Raw genomic sequence first — 19,586 nt, 5'->3', positions numbered from 1 at the left:
GACACCAGCCTATGGCAAGAAGACGCCTCGCGTCCGCGCAAGAAAGCCAGCGGAGGCCAAGTGCTTGCCCTGTTGAGAGGTGCCATCCTGCGGCTTCACGACGCGGAAGCCTTCGAGAGGCTCAACGCCGGCTTCCACCACCACAGCGCCAAACCCCACGCCGCCTTGTGCCTCCTCAAAACCTCCCCTCCAAAAATCAGCTAACCAGACAACCGCCCTGGTGGAAGAGGTGGAAGCAGAATGCTGTGAACGCTGGGCTCAAGCTATTATCAGCCCGAAAGGCGGGAAAACTGCTGAAAAACAACGGGTTGAGGATCAGCGCCCGGTGGGGACGGCATCCGGAGATCGATGTGGACACTACCGGAGATCGATGTGGAGAACGCCGGAGGACGATCTTTCGGGGCTCAATAGGTCTTCATCCACTCGACGAGATCCGCCACATCCTGGGCGGACATGCCGAGTTGGTCGGCTCCGAGCATGAGCGAGCGGTCCATGTCCTTGCGGCCGGCGATCTGCTCTTTCGGAACCTTCTGGGTGAATCCGCCGGTGGAGGTGATGACGACCGGGTCTCCATCCGAGATGATGCGGCCATCGATCCACTTGCCATCCTTGAGCTGGATCGCGGTGCCCTCGAAGCCGTGGGAAATGTCGAATGAGGGTTCGACGATGCTGCGGGCGACGATTTCCGGCGGCTGGCGGCTGCCGAATCCCTTGAGCGCGGGGCCGTATTCGGGGCCGGCCTCGCCGATTTTATGACACATGATGCAGCGGCCGGCGACGGTCTTGCCGCGCGCGGCATCGCCCTTGAGCGCCATCACGTCGGCGACGGAGAACTGGGTGCTGGCGGGCTTTTCCGGGACGGTGATTTCGACGAGAGCCACGGGTTTTTCGATCAATCCGCGTTTTTCCATCTCGGATTTTAAATCGAAGGACGTCCACTCGCCTTCGCTGCGGTTGGTGAGCCACCAAATGGCTTGGTCGCGGACGGCGGAGTCTTGGGCGGCGAGATCCATCAGCGCTTCGGCGGACGGCTTGGACTTGATGAAGGCGATGGAATCCACCGCGAGCTTGCGTTGGTCCGGGGTAAGATTCGCGGCTGCTGCGCGGGTTTTCAGCGACGGCACGGCGGCCTCCGGCATCAGCCGCCAGGTGAGGCGGGCGAAAGTATCCGACCAGTTTGCAGGCTCACCGGGTTGCATTTTCCGACCGACGGCTTTCCAAAGTTCCTCGGTGTGGTGACCGGCTCCGAGGCCGAGGGATTCCAAATAGGCGCGGTCCTTGCCGTCGTAGCGAGTGGCGACATTGACGAGAATTTCGCTGGCTTGCTCGAAACTACGATAGCGCATGGCCAGCGCCGCCTCAGCGCGAATCTCTGGTACGGAGTCGGTGGAGAGCTTGAATGCATAGGGCAGCGCGTCGATTTTCCCGTCGGTGCGGCGGATCGCTCGGAAGGCGGTGAGGCGGTCGGCGGCGTCGGATCCGGCGATGAGAGAATCCAGTTTCGCGCGGCCTTTTTCGCCGAGGTGCGGCAGCAGCCAGATGGCGCGGGAGGCGATGTAGGGATTCGGATCTTCGGAAATTTTCGCAACGGCGTCATAGGCGGCGGGGCCGGAGGATTTCAGTTTCTGATAGCCGAGCGAGCGGACGTTGACGGCCGGGGATTTCAGGGCGAGCACAGCTCCGTCCACGGTGGCAGGATCGATTTTCGGCACGGTGGATTTGAATCCCTTCGGCGCGATCCGGTAGATGATGCCGGAGGCCGCGTTGTCCTGGGTGTCATGGCCGCCGACGCGCGGGTCGGTCCAGTCGGCGACGTAGAGCGCGCCGTCCGGGCCCACGCAGATGTCGGACGGGCGGAAATTGAAGCGGGCCTTGTCAGCGTCAGCCATCGAGCCGTGTTTTTTCGCGCCGCCGGTGAAGTCGGCTCCGTCGAATTGTTTTTCAGGATTGGTGGTGAGGAAATCAGTGCGCTCCAGCTTGAATCCCGCGCCGTCCATGGCGGGCTGGTAGCCGAAAATCACGTTCCGCGCGGCCTCGCAGGAAAGCAGCGTTCCGGCGAATTTCTCGCCCAGCGCGCCGTTTTCATAGAATGCGATGCCCGTCGGCGAGCCTCCGCCGTAAACGTCGCCAGAGGGCATGGTGCCGGGGTTTTCCTGTCGCCAATGCGCGGTCGGCGTGTCCTGGCCCGGGCGTTGGTCGGCTTGCCAGCTGCGGGTGCCGTCATTGGAGAAAAAGCCCGCGTTGCCGTGCTCAAGCACGTGGCTGGTGCGGCAGGCCGGCGGGTCGTCGTTGTCGTTTTGGAAGACGTAGCCGCGGGAATTGATCGTTTGCTCGAAGGAATTCCGGTAGCCGTTGCCGATGATTTCCGCGTGGGTGCCGTCCGGGTTCATCCGCACGGTGAAGCCGCCGACGTAGGTGAATCCGTCGCCGCTAGTTTCGCCGGACGCCGACTTGGTATCCATCGGCCACTCGCCGCCACCGCTTTTATAATAGGTGCTGCCGATGGGGAATTTCTTGCCGGATTGGTCCGTGAAAATCCCCCCGGTGTTGCCTTGGTTGAAATACCATTTTCCGTCCGGCCCGGCGGTGAGGGAATGCAGCGAGTGGTCGTGGTTTTTCCCGTTGAAGCCGGTGAGCAGGACTTCCCGGGTGTCGCCGGACGCGGGATCGAATTTCCCGTCGCGATTCGCATCGGTGAGCTTGAGTAAATGCGGCGGCTGGGAAACGACGACGACATTGTCAAAAACCGCGATGCCTAGCGGAGAAACCAACTCCGGATCCTGCCAGAAGACCTTGGAGCTGTCGGATTTCCCATCGCCATCGGTGTCCTGTAAAATCACGATCCGGTCACCTGCGGGCTGACGCGATGCCTTGCCGCGGTAGGCGACGCCTTCCGCCACCCAGACGCGGCCGAGGTGGTCGATGTCGATGTTCGTCGGGTTGAAAAGCGCGGGCGAAGCGGCCCAGGCGGTGATTTCCAGCCCTTCCGGCAGGACGAATGAGCCGAGCGGCATCGCAGGCGGTTCCTGATTGGGGGACCAAGCGTGGGCGGATGGCAGCGTCGCGAGGATGAGAAATCGGTGGAGGAACTTCATGAGCGGACGCCATTACGGAAAGCCAGATCATGCGCTATCACCATTTTCAGCCCCGCTTTGACAAGCCACAGTGCGTAGGCTATCCCAAGCGGATGCGATCGCTGATCAAGCACGTCCTCAAACGCACCGAACCCACCGCTGACCTTCACGTCGCGGGCTGGGTGCGCACCCGCCGCGACTCCAAGGCGTTTTCCTTCCTCGAACTCAACGACGGCACCTGCCTCGGAAACCTCCAGATCGTCGCCGACGCCGGGATACCCGGCTATGACGCGATTTCCAAAATGAACACCGGCGCGTCGGTCGAAGTGCGCGGGAAATTGATCCCGTCCCCCGCCGCCGGGCAGCTTTGGGAAATGCAGGCCACGTCGCTGAAGCTGCTAGGCGAGGCGCCCGAAGATTACCCGCTCCAGAAAAAAGGCCACGGCCCGGAATTCCTCCGCTCCATCGCCCACCTCCGCCCCCGCACCAATCTCTACGGCGCGGTTTTTCGCATGCGCAGCCGGATGGCCTACGCGGTGCACAGGTTCTTCCAGGAGCGCGATTTCATCTACGTCCACACGCCCATCATCACCGCCAGCGACTGCGAGGGAGCCGGGGAAATGTTCCGCGTCACGACGCTGCCGGAAGACAAAATCTCCAAGCCCGAGGAGGACTTCTTCGGCAAGCGCGCCTTCCTAACCGTCAGCGGCCAACTCGAAGGCGAAACCTTCGCCTGCGCCCTCTCCAACATCTACACCTTCGGCCCCACCTTCCGCGCGGAGAATTCCAACACCTCGCGCCACGCCGCCGAGTTCTGGATGATCGAGCCGGAAGTCGCGTTCTGCGATCTGGAGGGAGACATGGATCTGGCCGAATCGCTGGTCAAATACCTCGTCCAGGAAGCACTCGAAAACAGCGAGGGCGACCTGGCGATTTTCGAAAAGTTCGTGGACAAGGGACTCCGCGAGCGCCTCGAATTCGTCGCCAGCCGGCCCTTCGAGCGGATCACCTACACCGCGGCGGTCGAGCTGCTCAAGGCCAGCGGCAAGACCTTCGAATACCCGGTCGAATACGGACTCAACCTGCAATCCGAGCACGAGCGCTGGCTCACGGAAGAGCATTTCAAGGCGCCCGTGACCGTTTTCAACTACCCGAAGGAAATCAAACCGTTCTACATGCGCCTCAACGACGACAACAAGACCGTCACCGCCATGGACGTGCTCGTCCCCGGCATCGGCGAGATCATCGGCGGCAGCCAGCGCGAGGAGCGGCTCGACATCCTGTTGGAGAATTTCGCCAAGCACGGCCTCGATCCGGAAGCCTACGACTGGTATATCGACCTCCGCAAATACGGCAGCGTCCCGCACGCCGGCTTCGGCCTCGGTTTCGAGCGGATGCTGATGTTCGTCACCGGCATGGCGAACATCCGCGACGTGATCCCGTTCGCCCGGACTCCCGGACACTGCGAATTTTAACAGAACATGATTCTCATCGAACAAAAGCCGCTGATCTCCCGCTACCGCCTCAAGGCGCGCGGTTTTCTGAATTCCATTTCCAACAGAAGCAGCTTCGAAGGCGCGCTCATCCAGATCGACGGCGGCTACGGCTGCATCCATCCGTGGCCGGAGCTGGGAGACCCCACGCTGGAAAAATGCCTCGCCGATCTGGCGGGCGCGCGCCGCTGGCCCATCGTCCGCCGCGCCATCCGCTGCGCCGAATACGACCGGGAGGCGCGCTCGTTCGAGAACTCGTTGTTCGAGGAAATGGAGGTGCCAGTCAGCCACGCCACGCTCGCCAAGGCCGACGCCGCGGAAGTGGCGCGCGCCGTGGAGGCGGGATTCACCACGGTGAAACTCAAGGCCGGGCGGGATCTATCCGCAGAGATGAAATTCCTCGAAGCGATGGCGCTCGAATTTCCAGCGCTCCAGTGGCGGCTCGATTTCAACGAAGCGCTGAGCTCCGAACAAGCTGCGGAATTCCTGCTAGCGTTCGGCGAGAAAACCCGCGCCGCCATCGATTTCGTGGAAGACCCCTGCCCGTTTTCCGAAACCTCATGGACCGAGCTGCGCCGCAAAACCCGCGTCAAGCTCGCGGTGGACCGCGAGGCCACGCCGCTCTCGGCCGCCGCGCAAGTCATGGTGATCAAGCCGGCGGTGGACGAGCCATTCCTGCTAGGCGAGGCCGCCATCGCCCACAACCAGCGCGTCGTGATGACCAGCTACATGGACCACCCGGTCGGCCAGGCGTTCGCCGCCTGGGAAGCGGCGCGGCTTGAGTTGCAATTTCCCGGCTTGGTCGGCATCTGCGGATTGCAAACGCACCACCTTTTCGAACCCGACGAATTCGCCGAAATGCTCGGTCCGTGGTCGCCTGAATTCAAGGTGCCCGACGGCCTCGGCCTGGGATTCGACGACCTGCTAGCCGCCCAGCCATGGACGCGTCTTTACTAACCAGCGCCGCCTTTTGGAGTGACGAGACACCCGCGTTGCCGGGGATTCCCGAGCTCGCCGGGCAGGTGCTTTTCGAAACATCCGGCAGCACCGGCGATCCGAAGTGGATCGCGATTTCGAAACAAGCATTGCTCGTCTCGGCAGCGGCGGTGAACCGGCATTTGGGCGTCACCGGAAAATCCTGTTGGGGACTCGCCTTGCCGCCGCACCACGTCGGCGGCTTCGGCGTGGCAGCCCGCGCCTACGAAACAGGCTGCGGATTCCGCGACTTCGGCCGGCCGTGGGACGCCGCCGCGTTTCGCGAATGGCTTGCGCTTCATAAAATCACCCACACCTCGCTGGTGCCCACGCAGGTCCACGATCTCGTCAAAGCGGCACTAACCGCCCCCGCATCGCTCGTTGCGATCGTCGTGGGCGGCGGGCTTCTCGACGCTTCCACCGGGCAGGCCGCCCGCGACCTCGGCTGGCCGGTGCTGGCGAGCTACGGGATGACCGAAGCCGCTTCACAAATCGCCACCCAGGAACCCGGCCAACTGAAAGCGGCCTATCAGCCATCGCCGATTCCCCTGCTGCCGATCTGGGATGTCCGGCTCACGCCCGAAAACCTGCTCGCGATATCCGGCCCCGCGTTGTTTTCCGGATATGTTTCCGGCGGGCAATTCATCCCCCGCGAGACGGACTGGCACATCACCGCGGACCGGGTGGTTCTTGAAAACAAGACGATCACTCCGCTTGGCCGGGCGGATGCGCTCGTCAAAATCCTCGGCGAGCTCGTCGATCCCGAGGCCGTCGAGCGCGAGCTCGTTTCGATTTCCGAAGGGCGGCTCACCCCCGGCACTTTCGCCATCATCGCCATCCCGGACGAGCGGGCCGGCAGCGCGCTGGTCCCTGTTTTCGAATCCTCCGTGAACTCCGAAGCCGCCGAAACCGCTCTATCAATCTACCAAAACAGAGCGCCAGGCTTCCGGAGATTGACGCCTTTGGCGGTGGTGGAGAAACTTCCCCGAAGCGAGCTCGGCAAGCTGCGACGGAACGAGCTGGTGGAGATCTATTTGAACCAAATCACCCGCTGATCACAGCGCGCCCCGCTCGGCACGCCTGAGCAGGACTTGATAGCGTTTTTCCAACAGCACCGCGCGTTCCTCGTCGCCCGCGGCCCGGTAGTAGCCGCAGATCATCTTGTAGATCGAAGACTCCGTTTTCGCGCGGAACCAGTCCTTGGTCCCGGTTTCCACCACGCGCTTAAACGCCAGCTCGATGTCGCGTGCCGCCTTGTGGGCGAGCTCCGGATCGTCCTTGAGAAATCCAAAGTAGTCGTCCGCCATCATTTTGAATCCGGTGATGCTGCCGCCATATTTCCGCAGGGCGGTGTCATAGAGGTTGCTGATGTCCTTTTTGGCCGCCGCGTCGCCCCGCTTGTGAATCAGATCTGCCTCGCGCTTGAGCGACTCGGCGACGAGGTCCATCTGCTCGCCGGAATTCCGTTCGATCCTGCGGCGCTCGCGCCCGAGCGTCCTTGAAGCATCACCTTCTTCACCGTATGGGAAAATATATTCGCTCTCCGCCTTAGCCACCAGCGCGGCCATCCGGGGGTTGTCCTTGAATTCCTGGCGCATCGCCTTGGCGAACGACTTCCATTCCTCCAGATTGCCCGGCTTGGCGGGCTCGCCGGCGAGCTTTGTTTGCTTCTGTAGCAAAGCATACAAAGCAGCCCACGTTTCGGTGAACGAGGGTCCGAGTTGATTGGCGAGCCGCACCGCCTGGGCCTGATTGTCGTCCTTGCCGGCGGCCCCGAAATAGTCAGCCAACCAGAGATGGCGCATTATCGATAGAGTCGTCACCGGGCTCTGGTGGGCGCGGTCGCTCCAAAGCCCGACTTCCTGCTCCGTGATCGAAGCGCCGGTCTGGGGATTGCCGGTCATGCCCTTGGAAACCCGGCCGATCCTACCGATGCCGGTGGTCCACTCGTCCGCCTGGATCTTGATTCCCACCCAGGCGTGGGGGCCCAGATTGGTTTCTCCAGCGAAGGTCATCGCCGGAATCCCCTGGGCGCGGGCCGTGTTGGTGCAGAAATAGGACTGATCTCCGCAGATGCCGCCCTCCTTGAGGATCTCGGAAAACGAGTATTCCTTGTAGGGATTGAGCCCCTCGACGGCGCGCTCCATCAGATACTCGATCATGCCGTAGGCATTCCCCCAGTGCTTTCGGCTGAGATGCATTTTGTCCAGCGACCACTCAAGCTCGGAGGTGGAAACCGGCGCGCAAACAACCCATACCAGATCACGCGCGGAACTGTGGTGCACCGGCGCGGCCAACTTGCCTTTTTCGTTCTTCTCGATAAACCACATGTAGCGCGGCAGGGGCTCGACCGCGATTTGCCCGGCGTAAGGTCCGGCGACGGGATTGGAAATCGTCACCTCCCGGTCGAACACCACCGCGCAGGCCAGCGCGAGCGGAAAATATTTCTCCATCATGCCAGTCGTGTTAGGCCAAGCCTCGATGAGGAATTTCAACACCTTGCCGCCGTCATCCCCGGGCTTGATAGTCAGCAGGAACTCCTCCATCGCCCGGGTGTTGTAACAAAGCCAGGTGAGCATCTCGCCGGAGTAGCTGTCGGTGACATGCTCTGAGATTTCCCGCTCCGACAGGTGGCCAAGCAGTTGCCAGCGCAGGAAGGCCTGGTAGAAAACCGGCTCTTTCCAGACCGCGTCGAACCGGTTCAATCCCTGGTCTTTCGCCAGCTGCACCATCCCGGGATCCATGGACTTCGCGAGCAGTCCGCGGTAGGCGTTCCATGCCTTGCCCTCGATGGCGCGCAAGAAGAGATCCTTGTCTCGCTGGATCGCGTTCCCCCGCCGGGAATCGAGACCGCTGAGAACGAGCGCCGCCTCCTTCCCTAGCAGCTCAGCTTCGGTCGCATTGACAATGACGGCCTCCTGCGGCGCGGCTGGCTCGGCCTGCGTCGGCAGGGAGGGTTCGGGCACCACCTTCGCGGCCTCCGGAATCACTTGTTTTTCCGCTTCCGGCGGAGTTGCCGTTTCAACTTTGTTAGCGGGCTCCGGCATCGTTTCCCGAACCACCACAACCGGTGCTCGCGGCGCTTGTCGCGATAGTTCCAAGCCCACGAAAACCGCACCGATCACGATCACGCCGATGATCAACGATTTCCACTGGCCCGCCCCTTCACTTCCGCGCCGCGACTGGATCGCCACCGATTGACTGCGGGCCGCCGGGATCGCGGACGGCCGTTTTGCAGGAACGGACGGCTTCTCAACCGGATGAAAATCTCGCTTCATGATAGGATCGAAAAATGATGTCGCGGCCGGACAGTCCGGCTTCTTACCGCTGATAAATAAGGCGAAGTCATCCAGCTTGCAATCCAGTTTACCGGTCGGGCTTGCTGGATTTTTCACCCCGTGGAAATTTCCAAATTGGGGGTTGTCATCCCGCCGCGCATGAGGATAGTAAGCGTATCTTGATTAAAGCGATCAAAGTTTCGAGGCCACGATTTGGCAATGCGGATGCCGGCGACGGGCCGGGGTTCCGCTCCCCGTCACCCGTCAAAACACCCCGCAAAGTCACCCACAACGATGATTCATCGCACCGAGGAAGGTCAGTCCGCATTGTTTGAAGAAATTCCAGAAAACGGAGGTGGCACTCGAAAGAAGCGAGCGTGCGGCACTTCCCCCATCGCCAGCGATTTCGGCCTCACGGCGCCCTCGCAGCTCGTGAAGAACTACGTGCTCGACACCAATGTCCTCCTGCACGACCCGGCTGCCCTCGAACGCTTCAAGGAAAACCACCTTTGCATCCTCGTCGATGTGCTGGCCGAGCTCGACAAGTTCAAGTCCGAGCAAACCGAGCGCGGTGCCAACGCCCGCCGCGTCCACCGCCGCCTGACCGAGATGTTCTCCTCTTCAGAACAAGTCACCCATGGCGTAACCACCGAAGGCGGCGGCACCGTGCGACTCGTCATTTACGATCCCGCAAGCTGCCCGAAAAACTCGGACCAGCTCAACCGCTTCCACCGGGTTTTTCCCGACCGCGAACGCGTCGATCACCGGATTCTAGCCGCCTGCCTGCTGCTGATGCAGTATAACAAGGCTCCCGTCGTCCTCGTCACCAAGGACATCAACATGCAGCTCAAGGCCCGTGCCGTCGGGATCGAGTGCCAGGACTATCTCAACGACAAGGTCGATGCCCGCGAGGTTTCAAACTACGAGGTGCGTCGTGTCGAAGTCGATCCGAGCGAGCTTCATCGCTTCGCCAGCACCGGTGATCTCCCGATCTCGGAGGACCGCATCCAAGGCGTGGCGGTGAACGAGTATGTTTTGTTAGGCGCGGGCGAGAAACAAACCATCCCCGCACGGCTCTCGGCGGACGGCCGCTTCGTCCGACTCAATATTCCCGAGGTTTTGAAAATCCCCGACGGCCAGTCGCTCAAGCCGCTCAACCTCGGCCAGCGCTGCCTCATCGACGCGCTTCTCAACCCGGACATTTCGCTTGTCACCTGCTACGGCCACGCCGGCACGGGCAAGACGCTGGTCGCCGTCGCCGCGGGTTTGCACGAGATGTTCAACCGCAAATACAACGGCATCACTGTCAGCCGGCCGGTCGTCTCGATGGGCGATCAGCTCGGTTTCCTGCCGGGCTCGCTTGACGAGAAAATGCGCCCATGGCTCCAGCCGATCCATGACGCTCTCGATCTGCTCATGCGTCCCGCCACTCCGCTCGGTCCGCGCCGCAAACAACAGAAGGCAACGGGTGCCGCGCCCGCCACCGTGAAGAAGCCCTACGAGCTTCTCATGGAACAGGGCATTCTGGAAATCGAAGCGCTCTGCTACATCCGCGGGCGCTCAATTCCTAACCGCTTCTTCATCCTCGACGAGGCCCAGCAGCTCACGCCGCAGGAGGCGAAGACGATTGTCACCCGGATGTCGCGCGACTCCAAGCTCGTGCTCGTCGGCGATCCGGCGCAGATCGACAATCCTTACGTCGACAGCCGCAGCAACGGGCTCGTTTACACCCGCAACCGCCTCAAGGGCCAGCCCTTCGTCGCGCACGTCGCGCTGAACCGCGGCGAGCGCTCCGAGCTGGCGGAGGCCGGCGCGCAGTTGATGTGACCGGCGCGATTAAGCGCCGCGAGAGGCGATGTGGGCGAACTTGGCGTCGATGAATTTGAGGACTAACTCCTCGACCGCGTCATTCTTCAAGCGCTCCACGACATCCACGGAAAACCCGCGGGCGATGAGCTGGCGGGCGTTCGCCGGATCGATGCCGCGGGCGCGGAGATAGAAGATTTCCTCGTCGCTGATCTGGGAGGAAGTGCTGCCGTGCGAGCACTTCACCTGGTCGGCGTTGATCTCGAGGCCGGGCATCGAGTTGGCCTCGCAGGTGTCGCTCATCAGGAGGTTGCGGCAGGTCTGATAGGCGTCGGTGTGGTGCGCGTTTGCATCCACGAAGATGAGCCCGGAGAAAATCGTGCGGGAGTTGTCGTAGAGCGAGTTTTTGTAGAGCAGGTCCGAGTAAGCGCCTTCCGAGACGTGGTGCTGGAACGTGCGCTGGTCGTATTCCTGCTCGTGGGCGGGAATGGAAACGGAGAGCATGTCCGAGCGCGACCCCGGACCTTCGAGGCGGGAAAGCGTCTCGTTGCGCGCCCAGGAAGCGCCGGCGTTGAGGATGAATCCGGTGGCGGAGGCATCGCGGAACGCGGAGGTCTCGTTGATCTGGATGACGCGCGTCACTTCGTTGAACGCCTGGATGGCGACGTAATCGAGTTTCGAATTCTGGCCGGCGGAGAGGTCATTGACGGCGATGGCGAGGCCGGGTTGGAGATCGTCCGCCGAGCGGAAAATATCCACCACGCGGACTTTCGAACTCTTGCCGGTGACGACCAGCGTGTGCGGGAAAATGACGGTGTTTTCTCCGGCGATCCAGTGATGAACCTCGATGGTTCCTTCGATTTCGACCTTGTCGGAAACATGGACGAAGAGGCCGTTTGTCAGCGAGGCTTCATGCAGGGCGGCGAATTTGGCCGACCCGAGGCGGGTTTCCTGCTTCATGAAATGCGCCTGCACCAGATCGCTGTGAGAGACGAGCGCCTCGGCAAGCGGCAGGCAGATGACGCCTTCGGGCAGGTGCGATTCCACATGCACGAGCTCGTCGTTCACGAAAATCAATTTCGCCGCCGGCGCTTCGAGGCCGGTGGAGCGGGCGATCAAATCATTCGCCCCGCTAACCGGAGCTTTCCGGAAGGCGGAGAAGTCGAGCTGCTTGATGCTGGAGAAGCGCCAGGTCTCATCGCCGCGTTTCGGCGCGGGAGTGGCGAGAAAGCGCTGCCAAGCGGCCTGCTGACGGGCGGCGAACCAGGCGGGTAGATAGGCCGGGGTTTCAGGTGCGGATTCAAGGAGAGATGGCATTTCGAGAGTGGTCATTGGGGCGGGGAAAGTTTCTTGTTTAGCCCACCGAGCCTTCCATTTCCAGATCGATCAGGCGCTTGAGCTCAACGGAGTATTCCATCGGGAACTCGCGGACGAGGTCGTTGATGAAGCCGTTGACGGCAAGCGACATCGCCTGGCCCTGGTTGAGGCCGCGCTGTTGCATGTAGAAGAGCATGTCTTCGGAAACCTGGCTAACCGACGCCTCGTGTTGGGTGGCGTGCTGGTTGCCCTTGACCGTGATGGCGGGGTAGGTGTCGGTGCGGCTGTGGCTGTTGATGAGCAGGGCGTCACACTCGGTGTTGTTTTTGCAACCCTTGAGATGCTTCGGAATGAAGACCTGGCCGCGATAGGTGGAGCGGCCTTCGCCGACGGAGATGGACTTGGAAACGACGTTGGAGGTCGTGTCATCGGCGGCATGGATCATCTTCGCGCCGGTGTCCTGGTGCTGGCCGGTGTTGGCGAGGGCGATGGAAATGACCTCGCCGCGGGCGCGCTTGCCCTTCATGACGACGCCGGGGTATTTCATCGTGAGGCGCGAGCCGATGTTGCAGTCGATCCATCTCACTTCCGCGTCTTCCATGGCGATGCCGCGCTTGGTGACGAGGTTGAAGACGTTGGACGACCAGTTCTGCACGGTGACATATTGGATCTTCGCGCCCTTGAGCGCGACGAGCTCGACGACGGCGGAGTGCAGTGTGGCCGTCTCGAATTTCGGCGCGGTGCAGCCTTCCATATACATCAGCTCGGCACCTTCATCGGCGATGATGAGGGTGCGCTCGAACTGGCCGAAGTTCTCCGAGTTGATGCGGAAATAAGCTTGGAGCGGTTGCTTCAGCTTCAAGCCTTTCGGGATATAGATGAACGAGCCGCCGGAGAAAACCGCGGAGTTGAGCGCCGAGAACTTGTTGTCGCCGGTCGGGATGACTTTGCCGAACCACGGGCGGAAGATCTCCTCGTGCTCCTTGAGGCCTTCGGTGGAGTTGCAGAAGATGACACCTTGTTTGGTGAGCTCCTCCTTGACGTTGGAGTAGGCGGCTTCCGAGTCGAACTGCGCTTCCACGCCGGCGAGGAACGCGCGCTCCTGTTGGGGAATGCCGAGGCGCTCGAAGGTCTCCAGAACGTCGGCGGGCACGTCGTCCCACGAACGCTTCGGCTTCTCGCCGTCGGATAGATAATAGCGGATGACGTCGAAGTCGATGGCCTCGAGATCCTTGGTCGCCCAGTTGGTGGGCATCGGCTTTTCCAGGAACACTTTAAGCGCCTTGTGGCGGAACTCGCGAACCCAGTCGGGGTCGTTCTTGACGTCGGAAATGTAATCGACCGTCTTCGAGCTCAGGCCGCGGCCGGCGTCGAACTTGTTGCGCTCCGGGAAGGTGAAGTCGCCCTTGGTGCGGTCGATGTCGATCGCCTCGCGGGTTTCAAGATCCAGAACGTCTGTGGTGTCGTATGACATGGTGGTGGGGAATTTGAGATTTGAGATTTCAGATTTGAAATTCCGTTACGCGAGGGCGGGCTCCTTGAGGAATTCGTAGCCGTCTTTTTCAAGTTCGTGGGCGAGCTCGGGGCCGCCGGAGCGGACGATTCTGCCTTCCGCCATGACGTGGACGTAGTCCGGCTTGATGTAGTCGAGCAGGCGCTGATAGTGGGTGATGAGGAGCATGCCGCGGTCGGGGGAGCGCATGGCGTTGACGCCCTTGGCGACGATCTTGAGCGCGTCGATGTCGAGGCCGGAGTCGGTTTCGTCGAGGATGCAGTATTCGGGCTCGAGCATCATCATCTGGAGGATCTCGTTGCGCTTCTTTTCGCCGCCGGAGAAGCCTTCGTTCACGGCGCGGGCGGTGAACTTGCGGTCCATTTCCAGCAGGTCCATCTTCGAGTAGAGGTTCTTGTAATAGGCGACGGCGTCGATGTCCTGGCCCTTCGGCAAGCGGGCTTGCAGCGCGGCGCGGATGAAGTTGGCGTTCGAGACGCCGGGAACTTCGGAAGGATATTGGAACGCGAGGAAAATGCCGCCTCGGGAGCGCTCGTCCACGGATTTGTCGAGGACTTCCTCGCCGTCTTGCGTCACCGAACCGGAGGTCACGACGTAGCCTTCGTGGCCGGCGATCACCTTCGAGAGGGTGGACTTGCCGGAGCCGTTAGGCCCCATGATGGCGTGGACTTCACCCTTCGGAATGTCGAGGGTGACGCCCTTGAGGATTTCGGTGCCGTCTTCGAGAGTGGCGTGGAGGTCTTGGATGTGCAGGCTCATGGTGGTAAAAGGATGGTGGATCGGAGATGGGAGATCGGGGGTTTTAACGTCTTAGCATGACGGTGCCGACGGCGAGGGCGATGTTGGTGACCGCATAAACGCCGGTGACAGCCCATGCTTTCGGCCAGCTGATGTAGCAGAAACGTCGAATCGCGTATGCGAGGATGAACAACGCCACTAGAGACGCGAACGGGCCGATGGCGAGTGAGAGAAGAATGGAAATCACACTCACCCCGACCGTGATCATCAGAATCACAGGCAAGGAAATTTCGGCTTCGTGACGGGCGATCAGGTAAAGCGCGATACAAAGAACAAAGGAGCTGATAGCGATCTGGGCCATGGCGTCAAGTCGTGGAGATTTTACCTCGGAGGGTGATTTCGACGTCGTCGATGACGGCTCCGGGCGGGAGGTTGAGGACGTCGGCGAGATTGACGCCGGGTTTGAAGTCCACGTCGTGGATGACGCCGGTGGTCGCGTCGTGGAAATGGCCGTGCTCGCTGAGATTCGGGCAGTAGCGGGACGACTCGCGTTCGAAATTCACCTGCCGGATGATGCCGTGTTGGACGAGCGCTTCGAGGCAGTTGTAAACGGTGGCCAGCGAGATGTGCGGCAGACGATCCTTCACCCGCATGAAGACATCGTTTGCCGTCGGGTGGTTACGCTCCTGCTGGAGAAGGCGGTAAACCTCGCGGCGCTGGGCCGTCATTCTCAAGCCGGAGATCTCGTCGGGGATCTCCATTTCAGGGGAAATTTCTGGGGCTTTGCTGACCATCGCGCCGGCAAACTAGATCGGGGCCGAGCGATATCAAGAACTATTCCAATTATAATTCCAGTGATTTTCGGCTGCTCGCATGATCAGACTGGCCGATCCGGAGATGTATTGCTTGCTTAGGGGAATGTCCGCCGTCGGCTTCGAAATCATCTTCATTTTCCTGCTTCTTTTGCTCAACGGGCTGTTCGCGATGATTGAAATCGCGGTGGTTTCCAGCCGCAAATCGCGTCTGCGGCAGTGGGCGGAAACGGGCGACAAAAAGGCGCAGGCCGCACTCGATCTTGTCGAATCGCCCAACCGCTTCCTCTCCACGACACAAATCGGCATCACTCTGGTGGGAGTGCTGGCTGGCGCGTTCGGTGGCGCGACCCTCGCGAAATCCCTCGCATCGGCGATCTCCCTGATGCCGTGGATCGCACCTTGGGCGGACCCGCTGGCCGTCGGCCTGGTAGTGAGCGCGATCACCTATTTCTCGCTGGTCATCGGCGAACTCGTCCCGAAACGCATCGGCATGGGCAACCCCGAAATGATCGCGCGGTTTGCCGCCGGGCCGATGGCGCGGTTGTCGGGGATCGCCTCGCCGGTGGTGAAATTGCTCGGCCTGTCCACGGATCTGGTGCTCGGCCTGCTGCGGGTCCGCCCTGCGGAGGAAGCCGCCGTCAGCGAGGAGGAGGTGAAAATGCTCGTCCGCGAGGGCGAGCGCGGGGGGGCGCTGATCGCCGGGGAATCTGAAATGGTGGAGGCCATCCTCGGGTTAGACAGTTTGTGCGTGCGCGACCTGATGATTCATCGCGGGAAAATTTGCTGGCTGGATGCGGCGAAAAGTCGGGACGAAACCTGCCTCGCCGTCTTGCGCAGCCATCACAGCCAGTTCCCGGTTTTCGAAGGCCGGCGGGACAACCTGCTCGGGATGGTTTCCATCAAAGACCTTTTCGCCGCGCACTACGCCGGCCATGACGGCGGGCTCAAGGACCTGCTCAAGCCGCCACTCCTGGTGCCTCCCACCCAGCCGCTCAACCGGCTTTTGGAAACGTTCCGCAAGAGCAATTCCACCATCGCCCTCGTGGCCGACGAGTTCGGCGGCATCGCCGGATTGATCACGCTGCACGATGTCATGGAAACGATCATCGGCGACTTCGCCTCCACCAAACCCGCGCGCCCGGACGCGGTGCGGCGCGAGGATGGCAGCTGGCTGGTGGACGCGATGATCCGCATCGATGAGTTCGAAGACCTCTTCCCGGAACTCCCGCTGGAAGCCGCCGACGAGCGCGAATACTCGACTCTCAGCGGCTTCATCCTCCAGTCGCTCGGGAAAATTCCCGCGACAGGCGACCACTTCACCACCGGTGGATTCCGGATCGAGGTGGTTGACCTCGACCGCAACCGGATCGACAAGGTGCTGATCCGTCCGCCCGGCGCTTCTTGATTACCGGGATTTCTGCCAGAGATAGACCCAGCGCTCGGACACGCACTTGCCGGTCTCGTCCTGCAGCTCGCAGGTCATGTCGATGTCATTCAAATCCTTCGGCGGATCGAGCACGAAAAACGCGCGTAACACTTGCGGCATGTGAAGTTTGTCGCTGCGGCCGAGGCCGGCGGGAAGCGCATCCACATTCGGCATGCTGATGTCGCTCAGCCCGACGTGGAGGATCTTCACCGCCTTTTGATTCACCGTGACGACCGGCTTCAGCTTCGAAACATCGTCCCATTTCGGATCGGCGACCTTGAGTCCGGGCTCCAGCGGCTTGGCGAAATCGATGGCTACTAACACCTCGTCCGGCTTCTGCACCGGCGTCCCGGAGCGCGTGGCGCGGACGGTGAAAATCCCGGATGGTGCCGGATCACGCATCCAGCGCAGGCGATAGTGGAAACGCGCGGTTTTCCCGACTTCGAGCGTCGGCTGCGGTTCCCAGAGGAGAATCACGTTATCATCCGTCTCGTCGCGGGTCGGCATTTCTATCAAATGGAGTTTTCCAAGGTCGAATCCCTCGACCGGCTCCACTCGCACACTCGGGCGGTTGTGATAGAGCGCCTCCGGATCCTGATAGGAAAGAAACGACCTGTCGCGCTGCAGCAGCGACCACGAGCGCGGCTGCTCCATCGTGAAGACACAGTGGCGGAATTGGCCCTTCGTCGTTTCCAGCGGGCGATAGTGGAGGTTTCCGCTGCCCAGCTCCATCAGCAAGCCGTCGCTGTCATGCACTTCCGGGCGGAAATCATAGGGCTTGGGATGCGTGCTCTCGCCGAACCAGAACATGCTGGAAAACGGCGCCAGCCCGAGCTGGATCACCGGCCGCCGCAGCGTGATTTCCGCCACCACGTCCACCACGGTTTCCGGTCCCGGCGTGATGGTGAACTGATAGGCTCCGGCGACGCTCTCGCCCGTGAGCAGGGCGCTCACCTTGAGGCTTTTTGAATCCTTCTCCGGTTTTTCCAGATAGAACTCCGAAAAATCCGGGAACTCTTCGCCCACGCCCGGCAACCCGCTGTTGATCGACAAGCCGCGCGCGGAAAGCCCGTAAGGCGCGTCCTTCGGGATCGCCCGGAAATAGCTCGCGCCCATGAAGACGAGGAACTCATCCATGTAGTCCGCCGTGTTCAAATGCGTCCGCGCCCGCCAGCCGGCGTAGCCCGGAGGCGGCGGCGTCCCGGCCGGCACCTTTTGTTTCCCGTAATTGAAAAGACTCAGGTCGAACTTGAGTGGTTCCGATTTCCCGCCGCTCACTTCATGGAGCGTCACCATTTTTTTCGCAGTCCATCCGGGATGGAAGAAATCGATTGAAAACGGCCCTTTTTCCTTCGCCCACAGCCCGGATTCCATTTGGAAACGGATGTCGCGATGCTGGTCGTAAGTCAGGTTTTTCCAGAAATCCGCCAGCTCCAGCTTCGGCGCGGCGTGCGGTGCCACCGCCATTTTGCGGGCCTTGGCGCACAGCGCCTCGAACGAAAAATCCTCCGCAGCAGCGGGGCCGGCCGGACCAGCGAGCAGAACACACCCGATGAGTGAAAGACGGCGGTGGAAATGCATGCCGCAGCCATGGCAGACATCCGCCCGCTTGGCAATAGCGTGACGGATGCTGGCCGAATCAGGCGGCGACTGGCTTGAAAACCAGACGCGCCTCACCGGACCATCTTCTCAATCCCGAAAATCCACCGCTCACTGTGGCCAGCCTCGAAAATGCCGCGACTACCGGAAGGTGAGTTTGCGCTACGTGCCTGCGCATCCTTCACTCCACCCGTCTCAAGCGGAAGAACTCCTTCTGCGCGGTGCGCGGTTTGTCGAGTGTCACTACGCCATTCTCAGCGGTCACGGTTTCAGGCAGAATAACATTCTCCCAATCTGCGGGTTCGAGGCCCGGGCTTCGTTGAGGAATCCATCCGGTAGCAGCGGCAGGCCATTGGAGGCGAACTTGGTCGCCGACCACCGAGACGGCGAGCTGCGGCATCGGAATCGTCACAAATCGAGTTCCGTCGATGCCGAGCCCACAGTCCGTGGAAGTCCCTCCTGTAAGGCCGAAAAACAACTCTACCGTCTGTCCTGCGTAGCTGGAGATATCGATGAGGTCCTTACTGACGGTTTCTCCATCTGGAGCGAACTTCGCGGGCAGTGTGAAAACATTCTGGTCATTCACCGCGCAAGCAATCTTATCCTCGACGGGTTCGCCTGTGACGGTGAAATCAAATGCCATCATTCCTGCGTCTTCCGGCACAACCACCGTGAACCAGGCATGGGCTGGCTGGCTCGCTGATGAATTCGAATCGAGACTCTGCGTCGTGATTCCTCGAAAGGCTGGACCGTTAAGTGCCTGGCTTGAGAAAGTGCCCAGTTGCAAACGCATCACCGCTTCAGTCAGTTTGTCTGTATTCGCGTTGTCCGGATTGATGGAGTTGAGAACATCCGCAGTCTTGTCACTCGCAGCGTCCCACATAAGTCCTATTTTTTGCCTCTTCCGCAAAATCTGTGGGTGAATCCACCCCCTAATGACCGCGAAGCGGCGTGCATCTCTTGAAAGTTGCCCACAACAGGCCGATTCGAGAATGAGCCTGAAACTCGTCGGAGAAGCGGACTGTTGTGGGCAACTTTCTCTTCCTGACGTGGATGCTTGGCCGATGGGATGAGTGCTTGATGAACCGGCGACCTCTGGCAAATTCCGTTTACGACAACAAACCAACCAGAAGGCCACCGAATCTCATCAAGACACTACTCAACAAAGTCCACCGCATCAAGAGCTTCGTTTACCATTCCGTCAGCTTGACAGGGCGGTTGCCCGGAAATCAGCCATGGTCGATGTTCATTGGCGATTTGAGAAAATACCAGACATTGGCCTCCGTTTTGGCCGTTTCAGCCTGCCATGGAAACACTGATGACCCAATCCGCCCTCGTTGTCGACCACCTCGTCCTACGCACCGCCACCGAGGACGCCGAGATCGACCTCCTTCCGCCAGGCCCTCAACGAAGGCCACTATCTCAAAGCCGGACGCCCAGCCGGACACGTCCTCTGGCAAGGAATCTACCGCACCGCCAACGAGACGGACTGTCCCGAACTCGTCGCCGTCCTCTGCTGGGGCGGAGCCGCCAAACGCCTCAAGGAACGCGA

16 protein-coding genes are annotated in these 19,586 nt (G+C 61.1%); 7 read left to right on the top strand and 9 right to left on the bottom strand.

The window, feature by feature from the left end; genetic code table 11:
- Positions 1–204, top strand: a 204-nt coding sequence (locus AC4DF4_RS12890) for a hypothetical protein (protein ID WP_490048516.1), incomplete at its 5' end; no start/stop codon positions are given.
- A 200-nt stretch (positions 205–404) separates the two neighbouring features.
- On the opposite strand, the gene AC4DF4_RS12885 is transcribed toward AC4DF4_RS12890, so the two are convergent.
- Positions 405–3,095, bottom strand: coding sequence for a PVC-type heme-binding CxxCH protein (locus AC4DF4_RS12885; protein ID WP_490048515.1), 2,691 nt, complete (start codon positions 3,093–3,095; stop codon positions 405–407).
- Between the two features lie 92 nt (positions 3,096–3,187).
- Here AC4DF4_RS12885 and asnS point away from each other — a divergent pair, with 92 nt between their 5' ends.
- From asnS to AC4DF4_RS12870, 3 genes are read left to right on the top strand one after another with little or no spacing between them, the layout of a single operon-like run.
- Positions 3,188–4,549, top strand: coding sequence for an asparagine--tRNA ligase (gene asnS / locus AC4DF4_RS12880; protein WP_490048514.1), 1,362 nt, complete (start codon positions 3,188–3,190; stop codon positions 4,547–4,549).
- A 6-nt stretch (positions 4,550–4,555) separates the two neighbouring features.
- On the top strand, positions 4,556–5,524 hold the full coding sequence (locus tag AC4DF4_RS12875) for an enolase C-terminal domain-like protein (protein ID WP_490048513.1): 969 nt from the start codon (positions 4,556–4,558) through the stop codon (positions 5,522–5,524).
- On the top strand, positions 5,506–6,597 hold the full coding sequence (locus AC4DF4_RS12870) for an AMP-binding protein (protein ID WP_490048512.1): 1,092 nt from the start codon (positions 5,506–5,508) through the stop codon (positions 6,595–6,597). Before AC4DF4_RS12875 ends, AC4DF4_RS12870 begins: the two co-directional genes overlap by 19 nt.
- Here AC4DF4_RS12870 and AC4DF4_RS12865 read toward each other — a convergent pair whose 3' ends face one another.
- Positions 6,598–8,820, bottom strand: coding sequence for a hypothetical protein (locus AC4DF4_RS12865; RefSeq protein ID WP_490048511.1), 2,223 nt, complete (start codon positions 8,818–8,820; stop codon positions 6,598–6,600).
- 294 nt (positions 8,821–9,114) lie between these two features.
- On the opposite strand from AC4DF4_RS12865, the gene AC4DF4_RS12860 reads away from it, so the two are divergent.
- Positions 9,115–10,647 (top strand): PhoH family protein, encoded by a 1,533-nt coding sequence (locus tag AC4DF4_RS12860; RefSeq protein WP_490048510.1) that lies wholly within the window; start codon positions 9,115–9,117, stop codon positions 10,645–10,647.
- Between the two features lie 9 nt (positions 10,648–10,656).
- On the opposite strand, the gene AC4DF4_RS12855 is transcribed toward AC4DF4_RS12860, so the two are convergent.
- Genes AC4DF4_RS12855 through AC4DF4_RS12835 form a run of 5 tightly spaced genes read right to left on the bottom strand, consistent with a single transcriptional unit; the run spans position 10,657 to position 14,955 of the window.
- Complete coding sequence (locus AC4DF4_RS12855; protein ID WP_490048509.1) at positions 10,657–11,958, bottom strand: SufB/SufD family protein; 1,302 nt, start codon at positions 11,956–11,958, stop codon at positions 10,657–10,659.
- A 22-nt stretch (positions 11,959–11,980) separates the two neighbouring features.
- Entirely contained in the window at positions 11,981–13,417 is a 1,437-nt protein-coding gene (gene sufB / locus AC4DF4_RS12850) for a Fe-S cluster assembly protein SufB (protein WP_490048508.1), read from the bottom strand.
- Between the two features lie 45 nt (positions 13,418–13,462).
- Positions 13,463–14,215 carry a Fe-S cluster assembly ATPase SufC gene (sufC, locus tag AC4DF4_RS12845; RefSeq protein WP_490048507.1) on the bottom strand — a complete coding sequence of 251 codons (753 nt, stop codon included), beginning with the start codon at positions 14,213–14,215 and terminating at the stop codon, positions 13,463–13,465.
- A gap of 43 nt (positions 14,216–14,258) precedes the next feature.
- The gene (locus AC4DF4_RS12840) at positions 14,259–14,555 is read right to left on the bottom strand and encodes a hypothetical protein (protein WP_490048506.1); all 297 of its coding nucleotides are present in this window, start codon (positions 14,553–14,555) and stop codon (positions 14,259–14,261) included.
- Between the two features lie 4 nt (positions 14,556–14,559).
- Positions 14,560–14,955, bottom strand: coding sequence for a Fur family transcriptional regulator (locus AC4DF4_RS12835; protein WP_490048505.1), 396 nt, complete (start codon positions 14,953–14,955; stop codon positions 14,560–14,562).
- Between the two features lie 112 nt (positions 14,956–15,067).
- On the opposite strand from AC4DF4_RS12835, the gene AC4DF4_RS12830 reads away from it, so the two are divergent.
- Positions 15,068–16,414 carry a hemolysin family protein gene (locus tag AC4DF4_RS12830; RefSeq protein WP_490048504.1) on the top strand — a complete coding sequence of 449 codons (1,347 nt, stop codon included), beginning with the start codon at positions 15,068–15,070 and terminating at the stop codon, positions 16,412–16,414.
- Here AC4DF4_RS12830 and AC4DF4_RS12825 read toward each other — a convergent pair whose 3' ends face one another.
- Together AC4DF4_RS12825 and AC4DF4_RS12820 are read right to left on the bottom strand one after the other, a co-directional pair.
- A complete protein-coding gene (locus tag AC4DF4_RS12825) occupies positions 16,415–18,016 on the bottom strand; it encodes an OpgD/OpgG family glucan biosynthesis protein (protein ID WP_490048503.1) in 1,602 nt (533 codons plus the stop codon). It abuts the gene before it with no gap.
- Positions 18,017–18,215: 199 nt separating this feature from the next.
- Positions 18,216–18,917, bottom strand: a complete 702-nt coding sequence (locus tag AC4DF4_RS12820; protein ID WP_490048502.1) for a hypothetical protein — start codon at positions 18,915–18,917, stop codon at positions 18,216–18,218.
- 454 nt (positions 18,918–19,371) lie between these two features.
- Between AC4DF4_RS12820 and AC4DF4_RS12815 the strand changes: the two genes are divergently transcribed.
- On the top strand, positions 19,372–19,586 hold a 215-nt coding region (locus tag AC4DF4_RS12815; protein WP_490048501.1), incomplete at its 3' end, for a hypothetical protein.

The sequence above is a fragment of the Luteolibacter sp. genome, assembly GCF_058122085.1.
The sequence above is the reverse complement of the archived record's forward strand: the minus strand, read 5'-3'. Positions and strand labels throughout refer to the sequence as shown.

Excerpts from the sequence above, each read along its gene's own strand:
- AC4DF4_RS12885 (WP_490048515.1), bottom strand. The coding sequence starts at position 3,095 with ATGAAGTTCCTCCACCGATTTCTCATCCTCGCGACGCTGCCATCCGCC.
- asnS (WP_490048514.1), top strand. The coding sequence starts at position 3,188 with ATGCGATCGCTGATCAAGCACGTCCTCAAACGCACCGAACCCACCGCT.
- AC4DF4_RS12875 (WP_490048513.1), top strand. The coding sequence starts at position 4,556 with ATGATTCTCATCGAACAAAAGCCGCTGATCTCCCGCTACCGCCTCAAG.
- AC4DF4_RS12870 (WP_490048512.1), top strand. The coding sequence starts at position 5,506 with ATGGACGCGTCTTTACTAACCAGCGCCGCCTTTTGGAGTGACGAGACA.
- AC4DF4_RS12865 (WP_490048511.1), bottom strand. The coding sequence starts at position 8,820 with ATGAAGCGAGATTTTCATCCGGTTGAGAAGCCGTCCGTTCCTGCAAAA.
- AC4DF4_RS12860 (WP_490048510.1), top strand. The coding sequence starts at position 9,115 with ATGATTCATCGCACCGAGGAAGGTCAGTCCGCATTGTTTGAAGAAATT.
- AC4DF4_RS12855 (WP_490048509.1), bottom strand. The coding sequence starts at position 11,958 with ATGACCACTCTCGAAATGCCATCTCTCCTTGAATCCGCACCTGAAACC.
- sufB (WP_490048508.1), bottom strand. The coding sequence starts at position 13,417 with ATGTCATACGACACCACAGACGTTCTGGATCTTGAAACCCGCGAGGCG.
- sufC (WP_490048507.1), bottom strand. The coding sequence starts at position 14,215 with ATGAGCCTGCACATCCAAGACCTCCACGCCACTCTCGAAGACGGCACC.
- AC4DF4_RS12840 (WP_490048506.1), bottom strand. The coding sequence starts at position 14,555 with ATGGCCCAGATCGCTATCAGCTCCTTTGTTCTTTGTATCGCGCTTTAC.
- AC4DF4_RS12835 (WP_490048505.1), bottom strand. The coding sequence starts at position 14,955 with ATGGAGATCCCCGACGAGATCTCCGGCTTGAGAATGACGGCCCAGCGC.
- AC4DF4_RS12830 (WP_490048504.1), top strand. The coding sequence starts at position 15,068 with ATGATCAGACTGGCCGATCCGGAGATGTATTGCTTGCTTAGGGGAATG.
- AC4DF4_RS12825 (WP_490048503.1), bottom strand. The coding sequence starts at position 18,016 with ATGCATTTCCACCGCCGTCTTTCACTCATCGGGTGTGTTCTGCTCGCT.
- AC4DF4_RS12820 (WP_490048502.1), bottom strand. The coding sequence starts at position 18,917 with ATGTGGGACGCTGCGAGTGACAAGACTGCGGATGTTCTCAACTCCATC.